Source organism: Dokdonella aquatica, from assembly GCF_051987395.1.
GTDB lineage: Bacteria > Pseudomonadota > Gammaproteobacteria > Xanthomonadales > Rhodanobacteraceae > Dokdonella.
In genome coordinates, this window is record NZ_CP197094.1 from 609,692 (window position 1) to 630,131 (window position 20,440).

At 69.5% G+C, this 20,440-nt stretch carries 21 protein-coding genes and 1 tRNA gene; 14 read left to right on the plus strand and 8 right to left on the minus strand.

The genetic code is table 11. The annotated features are described in order from the left end of the window. Positions 1 to 7 precede the first annotated feature (7 nt). Positions 8 to 2,722: an EAL domain-containing protein gene (locus ACQQ2N_RS02600; protein ID WP_440224114.1), complete on the plus strand. Its 2,715-nt coding sequence runs from the start codon at positions 8 to 10 to the stop codon at positions 2,720 to 2,722. Continuing rightward, entirely contained in the window at positions 2,706 to 5,030 is a 2,325-nt protein-coding gene (locus ACQQ2N_RS02605; protein WP_440224115.1) for an ATP-binding protein, read from the plus strand. Before ACQQ2N_RS02600 ends, ACQQ2N_RS02605 begins: the two co-directional genes overlap by 17 nt. A 6-nt stretch (positions 5,031 to 5,036) precedes the next feature. Here the strand turns inward: ACQQ2N_RS02605 and ACQQ2N_RS02610 are convergent, their stop codons facing one another. The 5 genes from ACQQ2N_RS02610 to ACQQ2N_RS02630 form a co-directional block, all read right to left on the minus strand. Continuing rightward, complete coding sequence (locus tag ACQQ2N_RS02610) at positions 5,037 to 5,561, minus strand: hypothetical protein (protein ID WP_440224116.1); 525 nt, start codon at positions 5,559 to 5,561, stop codon at positions 5,037 to 5,039. A 159-nt stretch (positions 5,562 to 5,720) separates the two neighbouring features. Beyond that, positions 5,721 to 7,256 carry a M91 family zinc metallopeptidase gene (locus tag ACQQ2N_RS02615; protein ID WP_440224117.1) on the minus strand — a complete coding sequence of 512 codons (1,536 nt, stop codon included), beginning with the start codon at positions 7,254 to 7,256 and terminating at the stop codon, positions 5,721 to 5,723. 110 nt (positions 7,257 to 7,366) lie between these two features. After that, the gene (gene bfr, locus ACQQ2N_RS02620; protein WP_440224118.1) at positions 7,367 to 7,837 is read right to left on the minus strand and encodes a bacterioferritin; all 471 of its coding nucleotides are present in this window, start codon (positions 7,835 to 7,837) and stop codon (positions 7,367 to 7,369) included. Positions 7,838 to 8,034: 197 nt separating this feature from the next. After that, positions 8,035 to 8,247: a (2Fe-2S)-binding protein gene (locus ACQQ2N_RS02625; RefSeq protein ID WP_440224119.1), complete on the minus strand. Its 213-nt coding sequence runs from the start codon at positions 8,245 to 8,247 to the stop codon at positions 8,035 to 8,037. A 64-nt stretch (positions 8,248 to 8,311) separates the two neighbouring features. Next, positions 8,312 to 8,851 (minus strand): RNA pyrophosphohydrolase, encoded by a 540-nt coding sequence (locus ACQQ2N_RS02630; RefSeq protein ID WP_440224120.1) that lies wholly within the window; start codon positions 8,849 to 8,851, stop codon positions 8,312 to 8,314. Positions 8,852 to 9,092: 241 nt separating this feature from the next. Here ACQQ2N_RS02630 and ACQQ2N_RS02635 point away from each other — a divergent pair. From ACQQ2N_RS02635 to ACQQ2N_RS02650, 4 genes are all read left to right on the plus strand, one after another. After that, a tRNA-Met gene (locus tag ACQQ2N_RS02635) sits at positions 9,093 to 9,169 on the plus strand. Positions 9,170 to 9,199: 30 nt separating this feature from the next. Beyond that, positions 9,200 to 9,565 carry a 6-carboxytetrahydropterin synthase QueD gene (queD, locus tag ACQQ2N_RS02640; protein ID WP_440224121.1) on the plus strand — a complete coding sequence of 122 codons (366 nt, stop codon included), beginning with the start codon at positions 9,200 to 9,202 and terminating at the stop codon, positions 9,563 to 9,565. 168 nt (positions 9,566 to 9,733) lie between these two features. Beyond that, positions 9,734 to 10,126 carry a phasin family protein gene (locus tag ACQQ2N_RS02645; RefSeq protein ID WP_440224122.1) on the plus strand — a complete coding sequence of 131 codons (393 nt, stop codon included), beginning with the start codon at positions 9,734 to 9,736 and terminating at the stop codon, positions 10,124 to 10,126. Positions 10,127 to 10,304: 178 nt separating this feature from the next. After that, positions 10,305 to 11,810, plus strand: a complete 1,506-nt coding sequence (locus ACQQ2N_RS02650) for a SpoIIE family protein phosphatase (protein WP_440224123.1) — start codon at positions 10,305 to 10,307, stop codon at positions 11,808 to 11,810. Positions 11,811 to 11,890: 80 nt separating this feature from the next. On the opposite strand, the gene ACQQ2N_RS02655 is transcribed toward ACQQ2N_RS02650, so the two are convergent. From ACQQ2N_RS02655 to ACQQ2N_RS02665, 3 genes are read right to left on the minus strand one after another with little or no spacing between them, the layout of a single operon-like run. Then, the gene (locus ACQQ2N_RS02655) at positions 11,891 to 12,460 is read right to left on the minus strand and encodes an STAS domain-containing protein (RefSeq protein ID WP_440224124.1); all 570 of its coding nucleotides are present in this window, start codon (positions 12,458 to 12,460) and stop codon (positions 11,891 to 11,893) included. A 1-nt stretch (position 12,461) separates the two neighbouring features. Continuing rightward, entirely contained in the window at positions 12,462 to 13,556 is a 1,095-nt protein-coding gene (locus tag ACQQ2N_RS02660; RefSeq protein WP_440224125.1) for an FHA domain-containing protein, read from the minus strand. Between the two features lie 17 nt (positions 13,557 to 13,573). Beyond that, the gene (locus ACQQ2N_RS02665) at positions 13,574 to 14,485 is read right to left on the minus strand and encodes a cyclic nucleotide-binding domain-containing protein (protein WP_440224126.1); all 912 of its coding nucleotides are present in this window, start codon (positions 14,483 to 14,485) and stop codon (positions 13,574 to 13,576) included. A 224-nt stretch (positions 14,486 to 14,709) separates the two neighbouring features. Here ACQQ2N_RS02665 and ACQQ2N_RS02670 point away from each other — a divergent pair, with 224 nt between their 5' ends. The 8 genes from ACQQ2N_RS02670 to ACQQ2N_RS02705 all read left to right on the plus strand — a co-directional run bounded on the left by ACQQ2N_RS02670 (position 14,710) and on the right by ACQQ2N_RS02705 (position 20,393). Beyond that, a complete protein-coding gene (locus ACQQ2N_RS02670) occupies positions 14,710 to 15,090 on the plus strand; it encodes a hypothetical protein (protein WP_440224127.1) in 381 nt (126 codons plus the stop codon). A 20-nt stretch (positions 15,091 to 15,110) separates the two neighbouring features. Continuing rightward, positions 15,111 to 15,908 carry a F0F1 ATP synthase subunit A gene (gene atpB / locus ACQQ2N_RS02675; protein WP_440224128.1) on the plus strand — a complete coding sequence of 266 codons (798 nt, stop codon included), beginning with the start codon at positions 15,111 to 15,113 and terminating at the stop codon, positions 15,906 to 15,908. 70 nt (positions 15,909 to 15,978) lie between these two features. Continuing rightward, positions 15,979 to 16,266, plus strand: coding sequence for a F0F1 ATP synthase subunit C (gene atpE / locus ACQQ2N_RS02680; protein WP_440224129.1), 288 nt, complete (start codon positions 15,979 to 15,981; stop codon positions 16,264 to 16,266). Positions 16,267 to 16,386: 120 nt separating this feature from the next. Continuing rightward, on the plus strand, positions 16,387 to 16,857 hold the full coding sequence (locus ACQQ2N_RS02685) for a F0F1 ATP synthase subunit B (RefSeq protein WP_440224130.1): 471 nt from the start codon (positions 16,387 to 16,389) through the stop codon (positions 16,855 to 16,857). Between the two features lie 2 nt (positions 16,858 to 16,859). After that, on the plus strand, positions 16,860 to 17,393 hold the full coding sequence (locus ACQQ2N_RS02690) for a F0F1 ATP synthase subunit delta (RefSeq protein ID WP_440224131.1): 534 nt from the start codon (positions 16,860 to 16,862) through the stop codon (positions 17,391 to 17,393). A gap of 49 nt (positions 17,394 to 17,442) precedes the next feature. Then, entirely contained in the window at positions 17,443 to 18,990 is a 1,548-nt protein-coding gene (gene atpA, locus ACQQ2N_RS02695; RefSeq protein ID WP_440224132.1) for a F0F1 ATP synthase subunit alpha, read from the plus strand. A 101-nt stretch (positions 18,991 to 19,091) separates the two neighbouring features. Then, a complete protein-coding gene (gene atpG / locus ACQQ2N_RS02700) occupies positions 19,092 to 19,955 on the plus strand; it encodes a F0F1 ATP synthase subunit gamma (protein ID WP_440224133.1) in 864 nt (287 codons plus the stop codon). Positions 19,956 to 19,991: 36 nt separating this feature from the next. Further along, positions 19,992 to 20,393, plus strand: coding sequence for a DUF5339 family protein (locus ACQQ2N_RS02705; protein WP_440224134.1), 402 nt, complete (start codon positions 19,992 to 19,994; stop codon positions 20,391 to 20,393). Positions 20,394 to 20,440 lie beyond the last annotated feature (47 nt).

Below are 20,440 nucleotides of genomic sequence, written 5' to 3' on the forward strand. Positions count from 1 at the left end.
GGACACCATGCCGGTCCCGGAGACCACGTCACGACGTTCGCGTGGACGCGATGCGCACCTCGCGCAGCTGGCGTCGCGCACGCGCGACCTGCGCCTGCGCGGCGAACGCCTGCTGCGCGTCCCTGCCGACGTCAACGCCCTGCACGTGCTTGCGCTCGACGTCACCCATCTGGCGATCCAGGCCGAGGCGATCGGCGACGCTTCGGCGATCACGCTCGGCGCGTTCGCCGAGGCCGTGCGGAGTCTGCTCGCGGCCGATGCACAGGCCCGGGACGAGGCTTCATCGCTGGCGGTCGAACGACTCGCCGAGATCGGCGGCGTGGCAGGCCTCGACGCCGCGGAAGAAGCGCCGGCCACCGGTGACCGGCAGCTGTTCGGCTACGGCGCCGCCGAGGAGAACGGATTCCCGCTGCTCGTGCGCCCGCCACCGCAGTACTGGCGACATGCGTCGAACGCGCCGGCCACCGCAGCCGTGCGGGCGCCCGAACCCGTGGTGATGGCGCCGGAGCCCGGCAAGCCCGCAGCGGCAGCGCTGCCGCCATCGCCATTGCCATCACCATCGCCGCCCCCCGCCGCGGAACCCCGCCAGCCCCCCACGCCGCCGCCGATGCCGGTCATCGAACCCGATGCGGCGGCCGACGCACTCGACGCCTTGCCGCCTCCCGCGGCGGACACCGACGGCACACGCAGTGCCTGCCACCTCGGCGACGGAGGCGCGACGGCGACCGAGATCGACCTCGGGCTGCGTGCCGCAGGCTACGACCTGCAGACGATACGCAGCCTCGACTCGCTCAAGGACGCGCTGACGCGCCAGCCGCCGCACCTCGTCGTGCTCGGCAGCGAGCATCTCGGTGCGATCGAGGAGATCGGCACGCTCGTGCAGGCCGCGCGGGCGCGCGTAGGACGCCGCGTCGTGCTCGTCGCGATGTCGGCGCAGGCGGACCTCGCCGCGCGGCTGCGCGCGATGCGCGCCGGTTGCGACGCCTTCCTGGTCGAGCCGGTGTCGGCCGAGACCGTGCTCGGCCGCATCCGCGAACTCGACGATGCAGCCACGCGCGAGCCCTACCGCATCATGATCGTCGAGGACGACCGCTCGCAGGCGCTGTTCGCGGAATCGATCCTGCGCAAGTCGGGCATGCAGACGCTGACGATCGGCGAGGCTTCGCAGGTCCTCGAGAAGATCGACGGCTTCCGGCCCGACCTCGTGCTCATGGACCTGCACATGCCGGTATGCGACGGCATGGAACTGACCGCGATGATCCGGGAGCGCGAGGCGTTCCTGTCGACGCCGATCGTGTTCCTGTCCGGCGAGAGCGACACCGAGAAGCACTTCGAGGCGCTCGACGCGGGCGGCGACGACTTCCTCTCCAAGCCGATCGCCCCCAAGCACCTGATCGCCGCCGTGACGAGTCGCGTGCGCCGCGCGCGCCAGCTCGAGAAGCGCCGCGTCGTGCCGGTCGAGCGCGAGGCGCCGGGCGGCGTGCACGACATCGTCGCGCTGACGAGGCGCCTGACCGGCATGTTGTCGCTGGAGGATGCCAAGACGCGCAGCGGGGGCCTGCTGTTCCTCGAGATCGAGGACGCCCAGCGACTGCACGGCCGCCTCGACCACAAGGCCTTCGAAGCCCTGCTCGGCAAGCTCACGATCGTGCTCGCCGCGTCGCTGGGTCCCGGCGACATGCTCGCGCGCTGCGGCGATTCGGGCTACCTGCTGCTCAATCCCGACCGCAACGCGGCGGCGCTGGAGACCCTCGCGATCTCGATCCGCACCCAGGTCGGCCAGGAAGCCTTCGACGATGGCGGCAACCTCGTGCGCCTGGGCCTCGTCGTCGGCGTGTGCCCGTTCACGGTCGGCGCAGGCGATGCCAAGGCCATGATCGACGCCGCCGAGCGCGCGATGCTCGAGGCGCGTGCGCACGAGAAGCACGGCGTCTGTCTCGCGCGCCCCGCCGACGCACGCCCGGCCGGGCAGGATCTCCTCGACGCGATGCGCGCCGCGCTGGAGACCTCCGCGTTCCGCGTCGTGTTCCAGCCTATCGTCTCGCTGCAGGGCGAGGTCGACGAGCAGTTCCAGGCACTCCTGCGCCTGCCGCTCGCGGACGGCCGCGTCAGTGCCGCGAGCGAACTGATCCCGGCCGCCGAACAGTCCGGCCTCATCGTCGATGTGGACCGCTGGATGCTCGACCGCTGCCTCGCGATCATCGGCGAGCGCTACCGCGACGGTCGCGTGCTGCGGATCTTCGTCAGCCAGTCGGTGAGCAGCGCGCGCGACCCGGACCGCGTCGAGTGGCTGCGCAAGGCACTCGAGATCCACCAGGTGCCCCCTGGCCACGTGTCGATCGAGCTTCGCGCCGCCGACATACCGCAGGCCTTGTCGGACGTCGTCGAGTTCGCGCTCGGGGTCAAGCGTCTCGGTGTCGGCCTCACCCTTGCCGGCGTCGAGGCCGGCGCGCAGGCCTCGGACATGCTGCGCATGCTGCCGGTCGATTTCCTCAAGTTGTCGGTACGCTACGCGCAGGCGCTCGACGACACGCTGCGCGAAGAGCTGCGCGAGCTCGTGCGCGTCGCCCATGCGGACGGGCGGCGGGTCATCGCGCCTCGCGTCGAGGAGGCGCGCGTGGCGGCGTCGCTGTGGTCGACCGGCGTCGACCTGATCCAGGGCAACTTCGTGCAGGAAGCCGGACGCGACATGTCGTACGACTTCAATGCCTCGGCACTCTGACCGCATCCTCCCGGCCGCGATCGGCGCGCTCGCGCTCGCCGGCGCCGTCTCGACGCCCTGGCACGCCGCACCGCGCTTCCTCGTGCCGGTGCTCGTCGCGTGGCTCGTCGTCGCCGCACTCGGCTTCGTGGCGGCATGGCGCAACGGGCGGCAGCCCGGGCCCGTCGCCGCGCCGCGCGGGGACAGGCCCGTGCGCAGCGAACCGGCCCTCGAACCCGTGCGCGTATCGGCAACCTCGGCCGAGCGCGACGAGCTCGAATCGCTGCGCCGCATGCAGGGCGAGCTCGTCGCCGCCAAGCAGGAGGCCGAGGCCGCGGCGATGGCCAAGAGCGAGTTCCTCGCCACGATGAGCCACGAGATCCGCACGCCGCTCAACGGCATCGTGCCGCTGCTCGACCTCGCGCTCTCCACGCCGTTGCAGCCCGACCAGCGCGAATACCTGGCCACGGCACACCAGTCGGCGATCGAGCTGCTGCGCATCGTCGACGACATCCTCGACTACTCCAAGCTCGAGGCCGAGAAACTCGAACTCGAGACCGTGGGCCTCAACCTCAAGGACCTCGTCGACTCCGTCGCGATGCTCATGCAGGGCACCGCCAACGCGAAGGGCCTGCGCCTCGCCGTCGCGATCGATCCGGCCGTGCGCCTCGCCGTGCGCGGCGATCCGGTACGCCTGCGCCAGGTGCTCACCAACCTCGTCAGCAATGCGATCAAGTTCACCGAGCGCGGCAGCGTGACGATCCAGGTCGGCCGCCGCGGCGAATCGCGCTCGCACCACGAGATCGTGTTCGCGGTACGCGATACCGGCGTCGGCATGAGCGAGGCCACGGCGGCCAAGCTGTTCCGTCCGTTCACGCAGGCCGATGCCTCGACGACCCGCCTCTATGGGGGAACCGGCCTCGGCCTCGTCATCTGCAAGCGCCTCGTCGATCTCATGGGCGGCAAGATCGGTGTCCGCTCGGAGCTCGGCCGCGGCTCGCTGTTCTGGTTCAACGTGCCCTTGCTCAAGGCGATCGGCGACATACAGGTGCGTCGCGACCTCAACGGCGTGCGTGCGATCGTGATGAGCGCCGACGACGCGTTCGTGCGCCGCGTGAACGGCCAGCTCTCGAACCTCGGCATGGCCTACCTTCACGCCGGTGCCGCGGTCGAGGCGCTGGCCCGGCTCAGATCCAGTGCGAGCACCAACGAACGCTGGGGCTACGAGCTGCTCGTCGTCGACCTCGACTCGACACGCGGTACCGTGGTCGCGCTCGTGCGCAACATCCTGCGCGAGCCGTCGCTGGACCACCTGCGCATCCTGCTCGTGGGCAGCGACGAGGGCGTGCAGGACCTGCGCGACCCGTCCCGCATCGTCACGCTCGCCGGCACCCCCGACGAACGCAGCCTGCGCACCGCGTGCAACAGCCTGCTCGGGATCACCGAAGGCGTCGTCGATCCACGCGACACCTCGCTGCTGGTCGCGCTCGCCGACGCGCCCGCGACCGAGGCACCGGCGGCGGCCGCGCCGCACAGGCGCCTCACCGGCCGCGTGCTGCTGGTCGAGGACAACCCCGTCAACCGCCAGGTCGCCGAGCGGCTGCTCGGCCTCGCCGGCCTCGAGGTCGATGCCGTCGAGAACGGCCTGCTCGCGATCGAGCGCCTCGCCAGGTCGCACTACGATGCCGTGCTCATGGACTGCCAGATGCCGGTCATGGACGGCTACACGGCCACCGCGAAGCGCCGCGAGGACGAGAAGGCGCGAGGGCTTCCGCGCCTGCCGATCCTTGCGATGACCGCGAATGCGATGGCCGGCGACCGCGAGAAATGCCTCGCCGCGGGCATGGACGACTACCTCACCAAGCCGCTCGACCGCCGCGCGCTCGAGGCGATGCTCGTGCGCTGGCTTCCGGCCTCCACCGAGGCTGCGCGCGCGGCAGCGCCGACAGCGTCACCGGCGCCCGTCGCCGCACCGGCGGCGCGGGGCACGGCGATCGATGCCGGTGTCGTCAACGAGCTGCTCGACGTCATGGGCGACACCTTCGGCGACCTCGTGCGCGTCTACCTCGAGGACGCGCCGCGCCTCGTGGCGTCGCTGGATGCCGCCGCACGCAGCGGTGACGCCGCGGCGTTCGGCATGGCGGCGCATTCGCTCAAGTCCTCGAGCGCCAACCTCGGCGCGATGGGCCTGTCGGAACTCGCGCGCGAAGCCGAAGCGCAGGCGCGCGCAGGCCGGCTCGCCGACCCCGTCGGCCAGGCTGCACGCATGCAGGGCGAACTCGATCGCGTGCGCGAGGACTTCGCCGCACTCGGCATCGACGCCGGCTGAGCGGCCTCAGTCGTCCGCGAACGTCGACGTCGCGACGTCGAACCAAGGCGTGCACAGTTCGCGCTGGCGAGAGGCGGCATCGAACGCGGCGTGCCAGACGACCGGCTTCGCCTCGATCGGACGCGAGAACGTGGCCTCGTCGAACGCGAGCACGCCGAGGCACCAGCGCACGCGCGTCGCGGCGGACGGCACTTCGGCACGGAACGCGCCTTCGAGCGACGCTCCGGGCTCGACGCGGGCGGCGAGCGGAATGCGCGGAACGGTCGGTGCGGGCTTCGGCAGCGCCAGGGCGACGTGCGAGAACGTGGTCGCGTCACCGTCGTGCTCGAACGCGGGCGCGGGCACGGCGCCCGCGGGCAGGCGACCGCCCTTGACCTCGAGGCTCGTGCCGCGATCGAACGATGCGAGCGGCCCGGCGCCGGTGTTGCGCAGCGCGTAGCGCACGTCGAGCGCGTGCCTGGCTGCGTCGTACGCGAACGTGACGTCGAGTTCGGCATCGCCGGCGGCGACGCGCGTGCTGGCCTGTCCCATCGATGCGGCTCCGTGCGCGACGCCCACGACACCACCGCCCGCGAGGAGCAGCAGCGCCAGGAGTCGTCTTCGCGTTGCGTTGGTCATGCGACGAGCTTAGCCGGACATGCGAGCGCCCGGCCAGCGACGGCCGGGCGCATCGTGGTCGTCATGCCGGAGTCAGAGCGCGTAGTGCAGGCGCAGCGGCAGGCCGAGTTCAGTGCGCAGGCCGTTCTCGGTGAGCGGATACGGATTGTGCGTGGTCGCCGGCGTCGAAGGATCGCCGTCGAAATCGTAAGCCGGCGCGGTCGTCTCGAGACCGACCGCCTGACGCTCGGCGTTCGGCACGCCGGCGTTGCGGTCCTGCGCGTCACTACCCGTGTACACGCCCGGCTGGAAGTTGCCGTTGACGCCGTTCCAGGCATGCGACATCTCGTGGTAGAGCACCACCGACGGCGCCGGGAAGTCCGACATGAAGAACTCGGGGTTGTAGGCGATCTCGACGTCCGAACCCGGCCCCGGGCGACCGCGGCTGATCTCGTCGCCGCTGCTCATCGCGTAGCCGTTCTGCTCGTTGGACAGCTCACGGATCGTCACGGTGTTGCCGCGTGCGGCCGCGGTATCGAACTCGGCCAGCATCTGGCGTCCGTTCGGCGAGGAGCGGAAGAACTCGAGGTCGGATTCGACGCGCTGGCGGAAGCCGTCCGAGCCTTCGACGCGGATGCCGGTGGAGCCGGGCGTGCCGGTCAGGTCGACGTTGACGACGGTGTTCTTCGCGCCCTGCGAGGCCGAGATCTGGTCGATGCCGGTCTGCGCGTAGACGACGTTGTTGCCGCCCGTGTTGCTGATCACGTCGGTGCCGCCGCCGGCGTAGATGCGGTCGTCGCCCGAATGGCCTTCGATGCGGTCGTCGCCGAGGCCGCCCGACAGGATGTCGTTGCCGGCGCCGCCGTAGACGGTGTCGTTGCCCTTGCCGCCGTCGACGAAATCGTTGCCGTTCTGGCCGTAGAGCTTGTCGTCGCCGTCGCCGCCGTAGACGACGTCGTTGCCGGTCCCGGCGTACACGGTGTCGTTGCCCGAGCCGCCGAACACGTAGTCGTCGCCCGCACCGGTGTCGATGACGTCGTTGCCGGCGCCACCGTCGACGCGGTCGTTGCCGGCGCCCGTGGTGATCGTGTCGTCGCCGTTGCCGCCCTCGACGACCACGTTGACCTTGACGTCGGCCGCCACGTGGATGACATCGTTGCCGTCGCCGGCGCGGATCGTCAGCTCCTGGCCCTGCGCGAGTTCGAGGCGATACTTCTCGCCGTTGGCGACCAACGACAGGCTGCCGTCGCTGTTGGAGGTCACGCGCACGTCGTCGTTGCCTGCGCCGGTCTCGAACACGAGCTGGTCCGAGGTGACGTACTGGCGCCCGCCGCCCGCGTCGGCGACGGTGCGCTCGCGCGAGATCGACACTTCGCGTGTCTGCTGGAACGGGTCGACCGCGATCGACTTGCCGTCCGGCGTCTGCCGAAACGTGCGCGCACCGTCGTTGGTCGCGTTGCCGTCGACCAGCGTGGAGCCGTCGTTGGTGGCCTGCGCGGTCGGCTGCACGGCACCCGCGGCCTGCAGGTCGATCGCCTTCGCGAACTGGTCGCTGGTCGGGTCGTGGTGCCAGTACCCGGCGGTGGTTTCCGACGGCAAGGTGTTGCGGGCTGCTTCGATTCCGGACATGACGAACCTCTGCGCAGGACACGGCGGAGGGTCATCGTCCGCCCGTGTCACGGGTTCGTCACTCGGGGATGGCCCGAGCTGGGGTTTACCCCAGGTCGGGTACGAACGCGTCAGTCGCCGATCTTGGCCTGCAGGTAGTTCGCGTCGCCGATCTGCGCGACGAGGCTGAGCTGGGTCTCGAGCCAGTCGATGTGCTCCTCCTCGTCCTCGAGGATGTCCTCGAGCAGCTCGCGGCTGACGAAATCACCGGCACCCTCGGCGTGCGCGATGCCGGCCCTGAGATCGGCGACGCAGGCCTGCACGAGGCGGATGTCGCACTCGAGCGCCTCGACCGGCTTCTCGCCGATCAGGAGCTTGCCGAGCTGCTGCAGGTTGGGCAGGCCGTCGAGGAACAGGATGCGCTCGATGAGCTTGTCGGCATCCTTCATTGCATGGATCGAGTCCTTGTACTCGTGCTCGGCGAGTTCCTTGAAGCCCCAGTGCTTGAACATCCTGTAATGCAGGAAGGTCTGGTTGATCAGGGTCAGCGCGTTGCAGAGCGCCCGGTTGAGATGCTCGATGACCTTGGGATCGCCCTTCATGACGCGTGCTCCGCTGCGGTTGACGTGACGGCCGCGCGAGCGGCAACGCCGCGGACTATAGCGATCGCGGAAAACCCATGAAGTAACGCGAATCGCACGCATTAGGGCATGCACGCCCTACCTGGGCCGGCACGGACATCACGGCATTCGTCGAGGTGTAGCGAATCGCGCGCGCCACGGCGCGCGACAGACAACCGTCAGGCCGCGACGGCGAGCTCGAGCGAGAGCGGGAACGCGCGCACCTTGCGAGGCGCGGATTCGGAGAGGATCTCGAGGGCAAGATCGGCACAGCTGCCGCAGCCGCTCGCACAGCCGGTACGCATCGTCAGCTCGTCCAGCGTCGACACGCCGAGCGCCGCGGCTTCGCGGATCGCATGGTCGGTGACGGCGTTGCAGATGCAGACGTACATCCAAGCTACCGGGTGGGGGCTCCGGACATTCCAATGCAAATACGAATGATTGTCAACCACGCGATCAACGCGTGGCGGCAGCCAGCGACGCGTCGTCGTCGAGCACGGGCACCACGAAGCGCACGTTGCACGCGGCTTCGGCAGCCGGGGACAGGTGGCGCAGCGCCTGCTGGTAGACGCGCCGCTTGAACGCGACCACGTGCACGCTCGGGTACCAGAAGTCGACCCAGCGCCAGCTGTCGAACTCGGGCTTCTCGTTGGCGCCGAGGTTCACATGGTGCTCCTCGCCGACCAGGCGGAGCAGGAACCACACCTGCTTCTGGCCGACGCAGGTCGGACGGTCGCCACGCCGCACGAAACGGTTCGGCAGGCGGTAGCGAAGCCAGCCCGGCGTCGCGCCGAGCAGCTCGACGTGCTCGGGCAGCAGGCCCGTTTCTTCCTGCAGCTCGCGGTACATCGCCTCGACCGGCGTCTCGTCGCTGCGCATGCCACCCTGCGGGAATTGCCAGCCGTCGCGGGACACCCGGCGCGCCCAGAACACGCGGCCGTCGTCCTTCAACAGGACGATGCCGACGTTCGGACGGTAGCCATCGGGGTCGATCACGCTCGCGAGCTCCTCATGGGTTCCGGCCGGTGCCCGCCGGCCGCCATGGACATGGCATCCGGCGTGCGATCAGGCACGCATCCCGTTGTTTGCAGGCGATTCTTCCACAGCGTCGCGGACCGCGGCAAGGCGATGCGAGGGCATCCACAACGGAAGAGGCGGCGGCGATCCGCCGCGGCGAGGCGGGTGGCGCGCAGGCATTTACCGGCGCCGATCGGGCCGCTACAATGCGCGCCCCCATGGCTATGTAGCTCAGCCGGTTAGAGCACAGCACTCATAATGCTGGGGTCGGTGGTTCGAGTCCACCCATAGCCACCATTTCTTCCTTCGCGCCCTGCGGCCGCGCCCATGCAGATCTTCAAGGCCTTCCGCATCGAGGCCGCGCACCGCCTTCCGAACGTTCCCGCCGGGCACAAGTGCTCGCGCCTGCACGGGCATTCGTTCCGCATCGAGATCCATCTGGCGGGCGACGTCGACCCGGTCATGGGATGGGTCGCCGACTTCGGCGACGTGAGCAAGGCCTTCGCGCCCGTGTTCGAGCAGCTCGACCACCACTACCTCAACGACATCGCCGGGCTCGAGAACCCGACCAGCGAGAACCTCGCGATCTGGATCTGGAACACGTTGGCACCTTCGTTGCCGCAGCTTTCCGAGGTGGTCGTGCACGAGACCTGCACGTCGGGCTGCCGCTACGCCGGGCCGCGTCGCGCCTAGGCTTCGTGGCGCCGCACAAGGCTACGAGTCTCAAGAAAACGTTTTCATTATGAATGCGTTACGGTGCGATTCGTGAACGCCCGCACACTTTTTTTCGTTGATCTTGTTGCAACGCACAAAAGTACTGCTAGACTCCCCCTACACCACTCTGTGAGGGAGTCCACCATCATGTACGAACAGTTCAATTCGCAGCTTCTCGCCCTCGGCAAGAGCTTCGCCGAGACCGCCGCCAAGGCGCAGAGCCTGACGCTCGAGAGCTTCGAGCGCATCGCCGACCTGCAGATCAAGACGTTCGAGAACCGCGTCAACGCGACGGCCGAGTTCTGGTCGGCGGCGAGCGAGGCTCGTGACTTCGAGACCGCCAAGGCGATCTGGCCGAAGGGCGTGCAGCTCGCCAAGGAATCGGCCGAGAAGTACTACGTCACGGGCCAGGAAGTCTTCGGCGTCACGCTCAAGACCAACGAAGCCATCGGCGCGCTCATCAAGGGCTCGCTCGAGGCGACGAACGACACCGTGGCCAAGCAGGTCGGCGCCGTCAAGAAGGCTGCCACCGGCAAGTAATTCCACCTTGCGTGGATAGTTCTGCAGCTGCCCTCCCCTTCGATACGGCTGCAGCGCTCTTCGAACCGGACGGTCCGCCGTCCGGTTTTTTTATGCGTGTCGTTTGCGTGCGCGCCCGCATTGAACGCGGCGTGCGCGTGCACGCGGGCCGCGGACGCATGCGACACTGCGTGCCGCCATGCCCAGCCTGACCCTCCTCCGCGGCGCCCTGACCGGGCAGCGCTTCAGCTTCAGCGGCGCCGTCGTCGTCGGACGCGGCACGCTCGCCGACATCCGCCTCGACGACACGTCCGTGTCGCGACGCCACGCCGAACTGCGCCCCGCCGGCGACGACTGGCAGGTCAGCGACCTCGGCAGCGCGAACGGCACGCTCTGCGACGCCGCCGCGATCATCTCGCCGCATACGCTCACCGACGGCTGCGAGCTCGCCTTCGGCGACGTGCGCGTGCGCTTCGAGATCGGCGTTGCGGAGCAGGCCGCCGGCCTGCCGTTCCCGCGCCTGATCGCGCGCCTGGACCTGCTCGCGCGCGTGGCAGGCCTCGCGGCGCGGCGGGACGATCCCGCATCGCTCGCCGGCGAAGCGCTCGCGCTCATGGCGGTGACGTTCGACGGCGTCACGGCCGCGATCGTCTACACGCATGCCGGTCCACGCGGACTCGCCGCATTTGCGAACCATGGTGACGCCGACGCGGCCGACCCGACCTGCGCCACGGCCAGCCTGCGCCACGTGCACGGCTTCGCGGGGCCGGTCGCGGCCCTGACGGACAACCCTGGCGCACGCGGCCACGTTCTTGCCGCGCCGATCGTGCTCGCCGGCGAAACGCTCGGCACGCTGGTCGTGCACGCCACGCCGTCTGACGCCTTCACGACCGGCGACGACGCGATCGCCAAGGCGCTCGCGACCTCGCTGGCGAGCCTGCTCGGTGCGTATCGCGACGCCCATCCGGAGCGCCGCGTCGCCGAGCGCGACCTGCAGCTCGCGCGGCGCGTCCAGCAGCATTTCCTTCCGGCGAACCTTCCCGCCCTCGACGGCTACGCGTTCGCCGAGCGCTACCTCCCGGCGCGCGTGGTCGGTGGCGACCATCTCGACGTGTTCCGCTTCGCCGACGACCGCCTCGGCATCCTCATCGCCGACGTGGCCGGCAAGGCCGTCTCGGCCGCGCTCGTGATGGCACGCCTCGGCATGGCGGTGCGCCTGCTCGGCGCACAGTCGCCGGGCCCGGCCGACCTGCTCGTCTCGCTCAACACGCTGCTCGGCGAGGAACTCGAATCCGGCATGTTCGTGACCGCGCAGGTGCTCGCGCTGTCGACCGCCGACGGACACCTCGAGATCGCGAATGCGGGGCATCCCGCGCCGCTGCACCGCAGACGCGACGGCATCGTCTCGAGCGTCCCGGTCGAGGCCGGCGCGCCGCTCGGTGCGAGCGCGCGCACGACGTTCCCGGTGCTCACGGCGACACTCGAACCCGGCAGCGCGTGGCTGCTCTACACCGACGGCCTCGACGAAGCCGTCAACACGGACGACGAACGGTTCGGCCTCGAGCGCGCGATCGCGACGGTCGCGCCGGTCGATGGCGCGGCCGCGATGCTCGACGCGCTCGATGTGGCGCTCGCAGGCTTCGTCGGCGGTGCGGCGGCCGCCGACGACCTCACGCTGTTCGTGGTCGAGCGCATCTCGCCCTAGTCGATCGCCACGCGCATGCACGACGCGTGACGGACGCTCGCGATCACCGCGCGGCGCCACCCCCCGCGATCATGGAGACGTCAGGACTTGCGGCCCGCGCCGAGCAGCTGGCCGGCCTTGTCGACGAGCGCCGGATCGGCCTTCTTTCCGTCCGCGGGCTTCGCATCGAGCAGGCGTGACGCCGCATCGGCGAGCGTCGGCGTCGGCGCGGATGCAACGGGCGACGGCGCAGGAGCGGGGCGCGATGCTGGCGGTGCCGCAGCGGGCGAAGGCTGTGGCGAGGCAGGCGCCGATGCCGGACGCGACGGCGCGCCCGCGACCCGCGACAACGCCGCACCGCGATCGATCGCGATCGTGAACAGCGGCGAGAAGCCGGCCACGTCGAACACCTGGCGCACGCTCGCATTGAGGCCGGACAGCGCGAGCGCGCCGCCGCCCTCGAGCGACTTCGCGAGCTTGAGCAGCACGCGCAGACCCGCGCTGCTCACGTAGCCGACACCGGCGAGGTCGATCACGAAGCGGCGATCACCCGCGTCCACGAAGTCCTGCGCGGCAAGCTCGAGATCCGCGGCGGTCTCGGTGTCGAGGCGACCGGCGAGCGCGATCACGCGCACGCCGTCGACGGCCTCGTCGCGGATGTCGAGCGACATGTCAGCCTTCCCGGAACACGAACCGCGCCATGCCGATCTGGATCACGTCCTCGTGCTTGAGAAGGCGCTCCTGCACGATTTCGGCGTTGACGCGCGTGCCCGACTTGCTGCCGAGGTCGGCGATCGTGTAGCCCTTCGAATCGACCGTGATCTGCGCATGGCGCGGCTCGACGCCGGGACCGCCGATGCGGATGTCGCTGGCCCCGTCGGCGCCGAGCGAGACGGGCTTCGGCGGCAGCGGCACGGCGGTGCGGCCGGCTTCGGGGTTCTGCGGCACGAGGCGCGCGGTGCGCAGCGACATCGTCGCGTTCGGACCGAACGTCGGCGTCGGCGACGCCGCGGTCGGCACGCCACCCGGGACCGGAGCGGCCGGCGGCGGAGGCGGCACGCGCGGCGGCTCGGGCAGCTTGAGCACCTGCAGGATCTGCGTCTGCGCAGCGGGCGGCAGGTTGGCGATCGCGGGCGTCGGCACGGGATCCGCGGCGGCGGGCATTTCCTGCGTGCTGGCCGGACCCGGCGGTGGCGGCGGCAACGGCACGCCCGGCGCGGTCACGATCGGATCGGGTGCGGCCGCAGGCGGCGCGGGCGGTGCCGCGGGCGCGGAGGCGCGCGGCGCGACCGGCTTGAGCAGCTCGTCCTCGCTCGCGAACACCTCGAGGAAACGCGCGCGCAGCGCTTCGCCACGCTCGTGCGCGGCGGTGCGCTCGCGGAGCGCTTCCTCGATCGCGCGCACGCGCTCGCCGTACTGGGTGTCATCGTACTCGCCGAGGCGATGGCGCAGTTCGATCTCCTGGCGGTCGAGCTTGACCGCCTCGTGCGCCGATGCGATCTGCGCGAGCAGGCCGCGCAACTGCGCATAGGTCTCGCGCGCCTGGCGGCGCAGCGGCTCGGCCTTCGCATCGAGATCGGCGAGACGCGCGCGGTAGTCGTTGCTGACGCGTTCGTACACGGCAGGCTCGAAATCGGCCTTGACCGCATCGAGACCCGACAGGCGCTCGCGCAGCACGTCGGCATCCTGCTTGAGCGTCTTCAGCGCGTCGATGACGCCCAGGTCGACCGCCGCCAACGCGTCGATGTCCTCTCCACTCTTGACCATGACCGCTCTCCAGGCCGTCAGGCGACGGCAAAGTCCACTTCCACCATGCCGAACCGCAGCCGGTCGCCGGGCTTGATCGGCACGTCGACGCCCGTGCGCACGCGCACGTCGTTCACGTAGGTCCCGTTCACCGTGCCGACTTCCTCGCGCACGAAATACAGGCGTCCTTCCCGCACCAGTTTCGCATGGCGGCGACTGAGGCTGCGCGTCGTGTCGATGCCGCTCAGGTCGATCTCGGGGTTGATTCCGGCCGTGGGATCGGGGCGGCCGACCATGAACTGCGCGATCGTCGGATCCAGCGTGAACACCGCACCGCTCGCATGGCGCAGCTGGCAGGCCTGGCCGCCGGTCGCGACGGCAGCGGCCGGCGCGGGCGACGGTGAAGATGCAGGTGCGGCAGCCGCCGCGACCGGTGCCTGCACCGGTGCAGGACGCGCGGCAGGCGCCGCCGTAGCGGGCGCGGGCACCGCGCGCAGGCGTGCGACCTCGGCCAGGGCCTCGGCGAGCTGGTTCTCGGTGCGGCGCTGGCGCGCGACGAGCTTGCGCATGATGCGCACCGCGATCTCGATGTTCTGGCGAACGAGGTCGGCGAACTCGGCGCGCTCGATGCGCAGCAGGCGGGTCGGCTCGCGCGCGAGCGCACTGGCGAAGCGCGGCTGGTCCTCGAGCATGGCCATTTCGCCGAAGAAATCGCCCGGGCCGAGCACGGCGACCGGCTGCGTGCCGCGCGCCGCGCGGCGGATCTCGATCGCACCGGACTCGACGATGTACATCGACTGGCCGGCCTCGCCCTCGCGGAACACGGCCTGCCCGGCAGGGACGTCGATGCTGGCCTCGGCAACGGGACTCATGGACGCGGCGCGCTCCGCGGCGGCGCGCCGCCTTGATGGGATCGCGCGATTATGCCGAGCGCGCGTGACCGCCAGCAACCGCGCATCGGGCCGTGCGCATCGCGAACGGGAGCGCGGCAGAAGGTCGCACCCCGGCCGACGTGCGCCGTGGAACCGATTCCGGCACGGCTGCGACGTGTGGCCGCGCAGGGGGTCGGTTGCGGCAGCGAAACCGCGGTTGGTATCATTCTCAGGCTTTGCAGCCTCCGTTGCGGCCGCGACAACTCCCGGCATCGCCAGACAGGGAACCGAGAGGTGCACACGTGCTGAAAGTCGTAGCCGAGGGGTGGCGCCGCCTGAAGCGCCAGGCGCTGGTGCAGGCCTGCTGCGTGGTGGTCGCCGCTGCGATCGCATTGTATTGGGGTGTACCGCACGGACTCGCGGTGCTGCTGTCCGGTTTGACGCTCACGATCGCCCATCTCGTCTCTGCGCGCTTCGCGCTGACCGATGGCGTACCGAGCGCGGCCGGGGCGATCGGCGCGCTGGTCGTGTCCGTCGTCGCGAAATGGGTGGTCGTGGCCGTGGTGCTCTGGCTCGCGATCGCCGTCCTCCGGCTGCCAGCCATCGCGACGCTGGCCGGACTGATCGTCGCCCTGATGGCGCACGTCGTCGGCGCGACGCGTGAGCTGACCCACAAGATCTGACTTACCGGGCCTGGATTGCAATGGCAACCGCACACGAACTGACACCGACGCAGTACATCCAGCATCACCTGCACAACCTCACCGGCTCGGTCGGCGAGGGCACGTTCATGACGCTGCACGTGGACACGCTGGCCACGTCGGTGCTGATGGGCCTGTTCATGGTGTTCCTGTTCTGGCTCGCCACGCGCAAGGCCACGTCGGGCGTGCCGGGCAAGTGGCAGGCGTTCGTGGAGATCTGCCTCGAGTTCGTCGACCGCCAGGCGCGCGACACGTACCACGGCACCAGCAAGCTCGTGACGCCGATCGCGATCACGCTGTTCTTCTGGATCCTCCTGATGAACCTGCTGAAGATGATCCCGGCCGACTTCATCGCCAAGCCGCTGGAGCTGCTCGGCGTGCCGTACTGGAAGCCGGTGCCGACCGCCGACGTCAACGCGACGCTCGGAATGTCGATCAGCGTGTTCTTCCTGATGCTGTTCTTCGCGCTGCGCTCCAAGGGTCTCGGTGGCTTCACGCACGAGTTCCTGACCGCACCGTTCGGCAAGTGGATGATGCCGTTCAACCTGATCCTCAACATCGTCGAGTGGCTGAGCAAGCCCATTTCGCTCGCGATGCGACTGTTCGGCAACATGTTCGGCGGCGAGATCGTGTTCCTGCTGATCTGGGTGCTCGGTGGCGCCGGCATCGCCGGCATGCTGGCAGGTGCGGCGTTCGGCTTCGGCTGGATGATCTTCCACCTGCTCGTGATCCCGCTGCAGGCCTTCATCTTCATGATGCTGTCGATCGTGTACCTCAGCCTGTCGGAAGACAGCCACTGATTTCGTTCCACCCCTTGCTGTTCCCCTTCAACCATCGCACCAACCCAAGCAATCCGCTCCGGAGAAAACCATGGAAACCGCACTGACCGCACTCGCTTCCGTCCAGGCTTCGACCGTTCTGGCCATCGGCATCATGATCGGCCTGGCCGCGCTGGGCGCCGGCCTGGGTCTGGCCATCATGGCCGGCAAGTTCCTCGAGTCGGCTGCCCGCCAGCCGGAGCTGATCCCGGTGCTGCAGGTCCGCATGTTCATCACCGCCGGCCTGATCGACGCCGCGTTCATCATCTCGGTCGCCGTGGGCCTGCTGTTCGCGTTCGCCAGCCCGTTCCTGGTCGGCGGCCTCGCCCCGACCCCGTAACGGAACTCCGGTTCCGTCGGATCCGTCGCGCGGACCGCTGATGCGGGACGCCGCGACGGGATGTGGGAACCCCGCCGGCGCACGCGCCGCGGGTTCCCTGAGCACAGGCAGAGCGCACTCATGAACCTCAATCTGACCCTATTCGCGCAGGCACTGGCCTTCGCAGCCCTGATCTGGCTGATCGCCACGAAGATCTGGCCGCCGTTGCTCAAGGCCATCGAGGAGCGCCAGGCCAAGATCGCCGAAGGCCTCGCCGCAGCCGATCGCGCCAAGCAGGAGCTTGCCGATGCCGACGCGCGCGTGACCGAGGAAATCCGCAAGGCCCGCATCGAAGCGAGCGCGCTGATCGAGAAGGCCCAGCAGCAGGCCGCCGCGATCATCGAGAAGGCCCGCGTCGACGCGATCGTCGAAGGCACCAAGCAGAAGGCGATCGCCTCGGCCGAGATCGAGAGCATGGCCACGCGTGCCCGCGAGGAACTGCGCGGCCAGGTCGCGGCGCTCGCCGTCGCCGGCGCCGAGAAGATCCTCAAGCGCGAGATCGATGCGAACGCCCACAAGGCGCTCATCGACCAGCTCGTCGGCGAGATCTGACCATGTCCTCCGCCCTGACCCTGGCCCGCCCCTACGCACGCGCCGCGTTCGAACTCGCGCGTGCGAACAAGGCGCTCGGCGACTGGGCCGGCAAGCTCGCGTTCGCCGCGCAGGTCGCCGGCGACGCGCGCGTGTCGGCGCTGTTCGGCGATCCGCGCATCGCGCCCACCGACCTCGCCGCGCTGTTCGCGCCCGAGGGCGAAGCGGCCGATTCGGACTTCACCGTGTTCCTGCGCACGCTGGCCGACAACGGCCGCCTGCCCGTGCTGCCCGAGATCGGCGCGCTCTACGAAGCGCTCAAGCTCGAGGAAGAGCGCGTGCTCAAGGTGCGCGTGCGCTCGGCGACGCCGATCGACGCGGACGAATCCGAGAAGCTGCGCCAGGCGCTCAAGCAGCGCTTCGGTCGCGACATCGAGATCGAACCGTCGATCGACGCCTCGATCCTCGGCGGCGCGATCATCGACGCGGGGGACGTCGTCATCGACGGCTCCGTGCGCGGTCGCCTCGCCCGCCTCGAGCATGCCCTGACCCACTGAATCACAACTTTGCGGGCCGACCCGTGTCGGCCGGCTCCGGGAAACCACCATGGCCACCACGATCAATCCGTCTGAAATCAGCGAACTCATCAAGAGCCGCATCGAGAAGTTCAAGCTCGGTGCCGATGCCCGCAACGAAGGCACGATCACGAGCGTTTCCGACGGCATCGTGCGCGTGCACGGCCTCAACGACGCGATGTCGGGCGAGATGATCGAGCTGCCGAACAACACGGTCGCGCTCGCGCTCAACCTCGAGCGCGACTCGGTCGGCGCGGTGGTCCTCGGCGACTACGAGCACCTGCGAGAAGGCGACACCGCGCGCACCACGGGCCGCATCCTCGAGGTGCCGGTCGGCCGCGAGCTGCTCGGCCGCGTCGTCGACGCGCTCGGCAACCCGATCGACGGCAAGGGCCCGCTCGGCGCCACGCAGACCTCGCCGATCGAGAAGGTCGCGCCGGGCGTTATCTGGCGCAAGTCGGTCGACCAGCCCGTGCAGACCGGCTACAAGTCGGTCGACTCGATGATCCCGGTCGGCCGTGGCCAGCGCGAGCTGATCATCGGCGACCGCCAGACCGGCAAGACCGCGCTGGCGATCGACACGATCATCAACCAGAAGGGTTCGGGCATCAAATGCGTCTACGTCGCGATCGGCCAGAAGCAGAGCTCGATCGCCAACGTCGTGCGCAAGCTCGAGGAGAACGACGCGCTCGCCCACACGATCATCGTCGTCGCCTCGGCGTCCGAGTCGGCCGCGATGCAGTACATCGCCCCGTACTCCGGTTGCGCGATGGGCGAGTTCTTCCGTGACAACGGCGAAGACGCGCTGATCATCTACGACGACCTGACCAAGCAGGCCTGGGCGTACCGCCAGATCTCGCTGCTGCTCAAGCGCCCGCCGGGCCGCGAAGCGTATCCGGGCGACGTGTTCTACCTGCACTCGCGCCTGCTCGAGCGCGCCGCGCGCGTCAGCGAGGAGTACGTCGAGAAGTTCACCAACGGCGCCGTCAAGGGCAAGACCGGCTCGCTCACCGCGCTGCCGATCATCGAGACCCAGGCCGGCGACGTCTCGGCATTCGTGCCGACCAACGTGATCTCGATCACCGACGGCCAGATCTTCCTCGAGACCGACCTGTTCAACGCGGGCATCCGCCCGGCCGTCAACGCGGGCATCTCGGTGTCGCGCGTCGGTGGCGCAGCGCAGACCAAGATCGTCAAGAAGCTCTCGGGCGGCGTGAAGCTCGCGCTCGCGCAGTACCGCGAGCTCGCCGCGTTCGCGCAGTTCGCCTCCGACCTCGACGCGGCGACGCGTGCGCAGCTCGAGCGCGGCCAGCGCGTCACCGAGCTCATGAAGCAGAAGCAGTACGCGCCGCTGTCGATCGCCGAGCTCGCACTGTCGATCTACGCGGCCGAGAAGGGCTACCTCGACGACCTGCCGATCAACAAGATCCTGCCGTTCGAGGCGGCGCTGCACGCGCATTTCCACGCCAACCACGCCGAGCTGCTCGCCAAGATCGTCGAGACGGGCGACTGGAACGGCGACATCGAAGGCCAGTTCAAGGCCGGCCTCGACGCGTTCAAGAAGACGGGAACCTGGTGATCCCTGACCGTCGCTGACGGGATGCGGGCGCCACGCGGCACCCGCACCACGCCACGACGGATCGGCCCGATCCTTCCATCCCGAGCAGAGCGAGCACCAGCATGGCCGGCGGCAGAGAAATCAAAACCAAGATCAAGAGCGTGCAGAACACCCGCAAGGTGACGCGCGCGCTCGAGATGGTCTCGGCATCCAAGATCCGCAAGGCGCAGGACCTCATGAAGGCCTCGCGTCCGTACGCACGCCTGATGCGCCAGGTCATCGGCCACATCGCGCGCGCGAACACCGACTACAAGCACCCGTTCATGGTCGAGCGCAGCGAGATCCGCCGCGTCGGCTACATCGTGGTGTCGACCGACCGCGGCCTCTGCGGCGGCCTCAACTCGAACATGTTCCGCAAGCTCGTCGGCGAGATCCGCGGCTGGCAGGACAAGGGCGTCGAGGTCGACCTCGTCTGCATCGGCCAGAAGGCGACGTCGTTCTTCCGCCGCCTCAAGGTCAACATGGTCGCCAGCGTCACCCACCTCGGCGAGCGCCCGCAGCTCGCCGCGCTGGTCGGCGTGATCAAGGTCATGCTCGACGCCTACGTCGAAGGCCGTACCGACCGCGTCGCGCTCGTCTACAACGACTTCGTCAACACGATGACGCAGCGCGTGACGATCGACCCGCTGCTGCCGCTGCCGGCCTCGAAGGAACTCGAGACGACGCACGACTGGGACTACCTCTACGAGCCCGACGCGGCCACGGTCCTCGACCACGTGCTGACGCGCTACGTCGAGTCGCTGGTCTACCAGGCCGCGCTCGAGAACCTCGCCAGCGAGCATGCCGCGCGCATGGTCGCGATGAAGGGCGCATCGGACAACGCGACCAAGGCGATCGGTTCGCTCACGTTGATCTACAACAAGGCCCGCCAGGCCGCGATCACGCAGGAAATCTCCGAGATCGTCAGCGGCGCCGCCGCAGTCTGACCTTTTCGCAACGACACGACCCCAAGGAGCACCACGATGACCAAGCAGCTGATCCTCGCCGCGCTCGTTTCGATCACCCTCGCCGCCTGCGGCGGCAAGACCGAGGACGCCGCCAAGCCGGCCGAGACGCCCGCCCCCGCTGCTGCGCCCGCGACGCCGGCCGAGCCTGTCGCCGCCGCCGTCGACGAGTCCTCGCCGCCGAAGCATGCTCCCGTCGAAGGCGAGCCCGCCGAATGCGAGTCCTACGTCAAGCGCGTCAACGCCTGCGTCGAGAAGGCCCAGGGTGCGAACCCGGCCGGCGCCGAGGCGTTCCGCCAGCAGCTCGAGACGACGCGCGCGCAGTGGGCGCAGATCCCCGACAAGACCGCCCTCGCCGCGGCGTGCAAGCAGGCCGAGGATGCGTTCGCGCAGACGGCCGCCATGCTCAAGTGCGAGTGAGCCAAGCCCCTTTTCCCGTTTCCCCCTAAAGACGACGGCTGCACGCG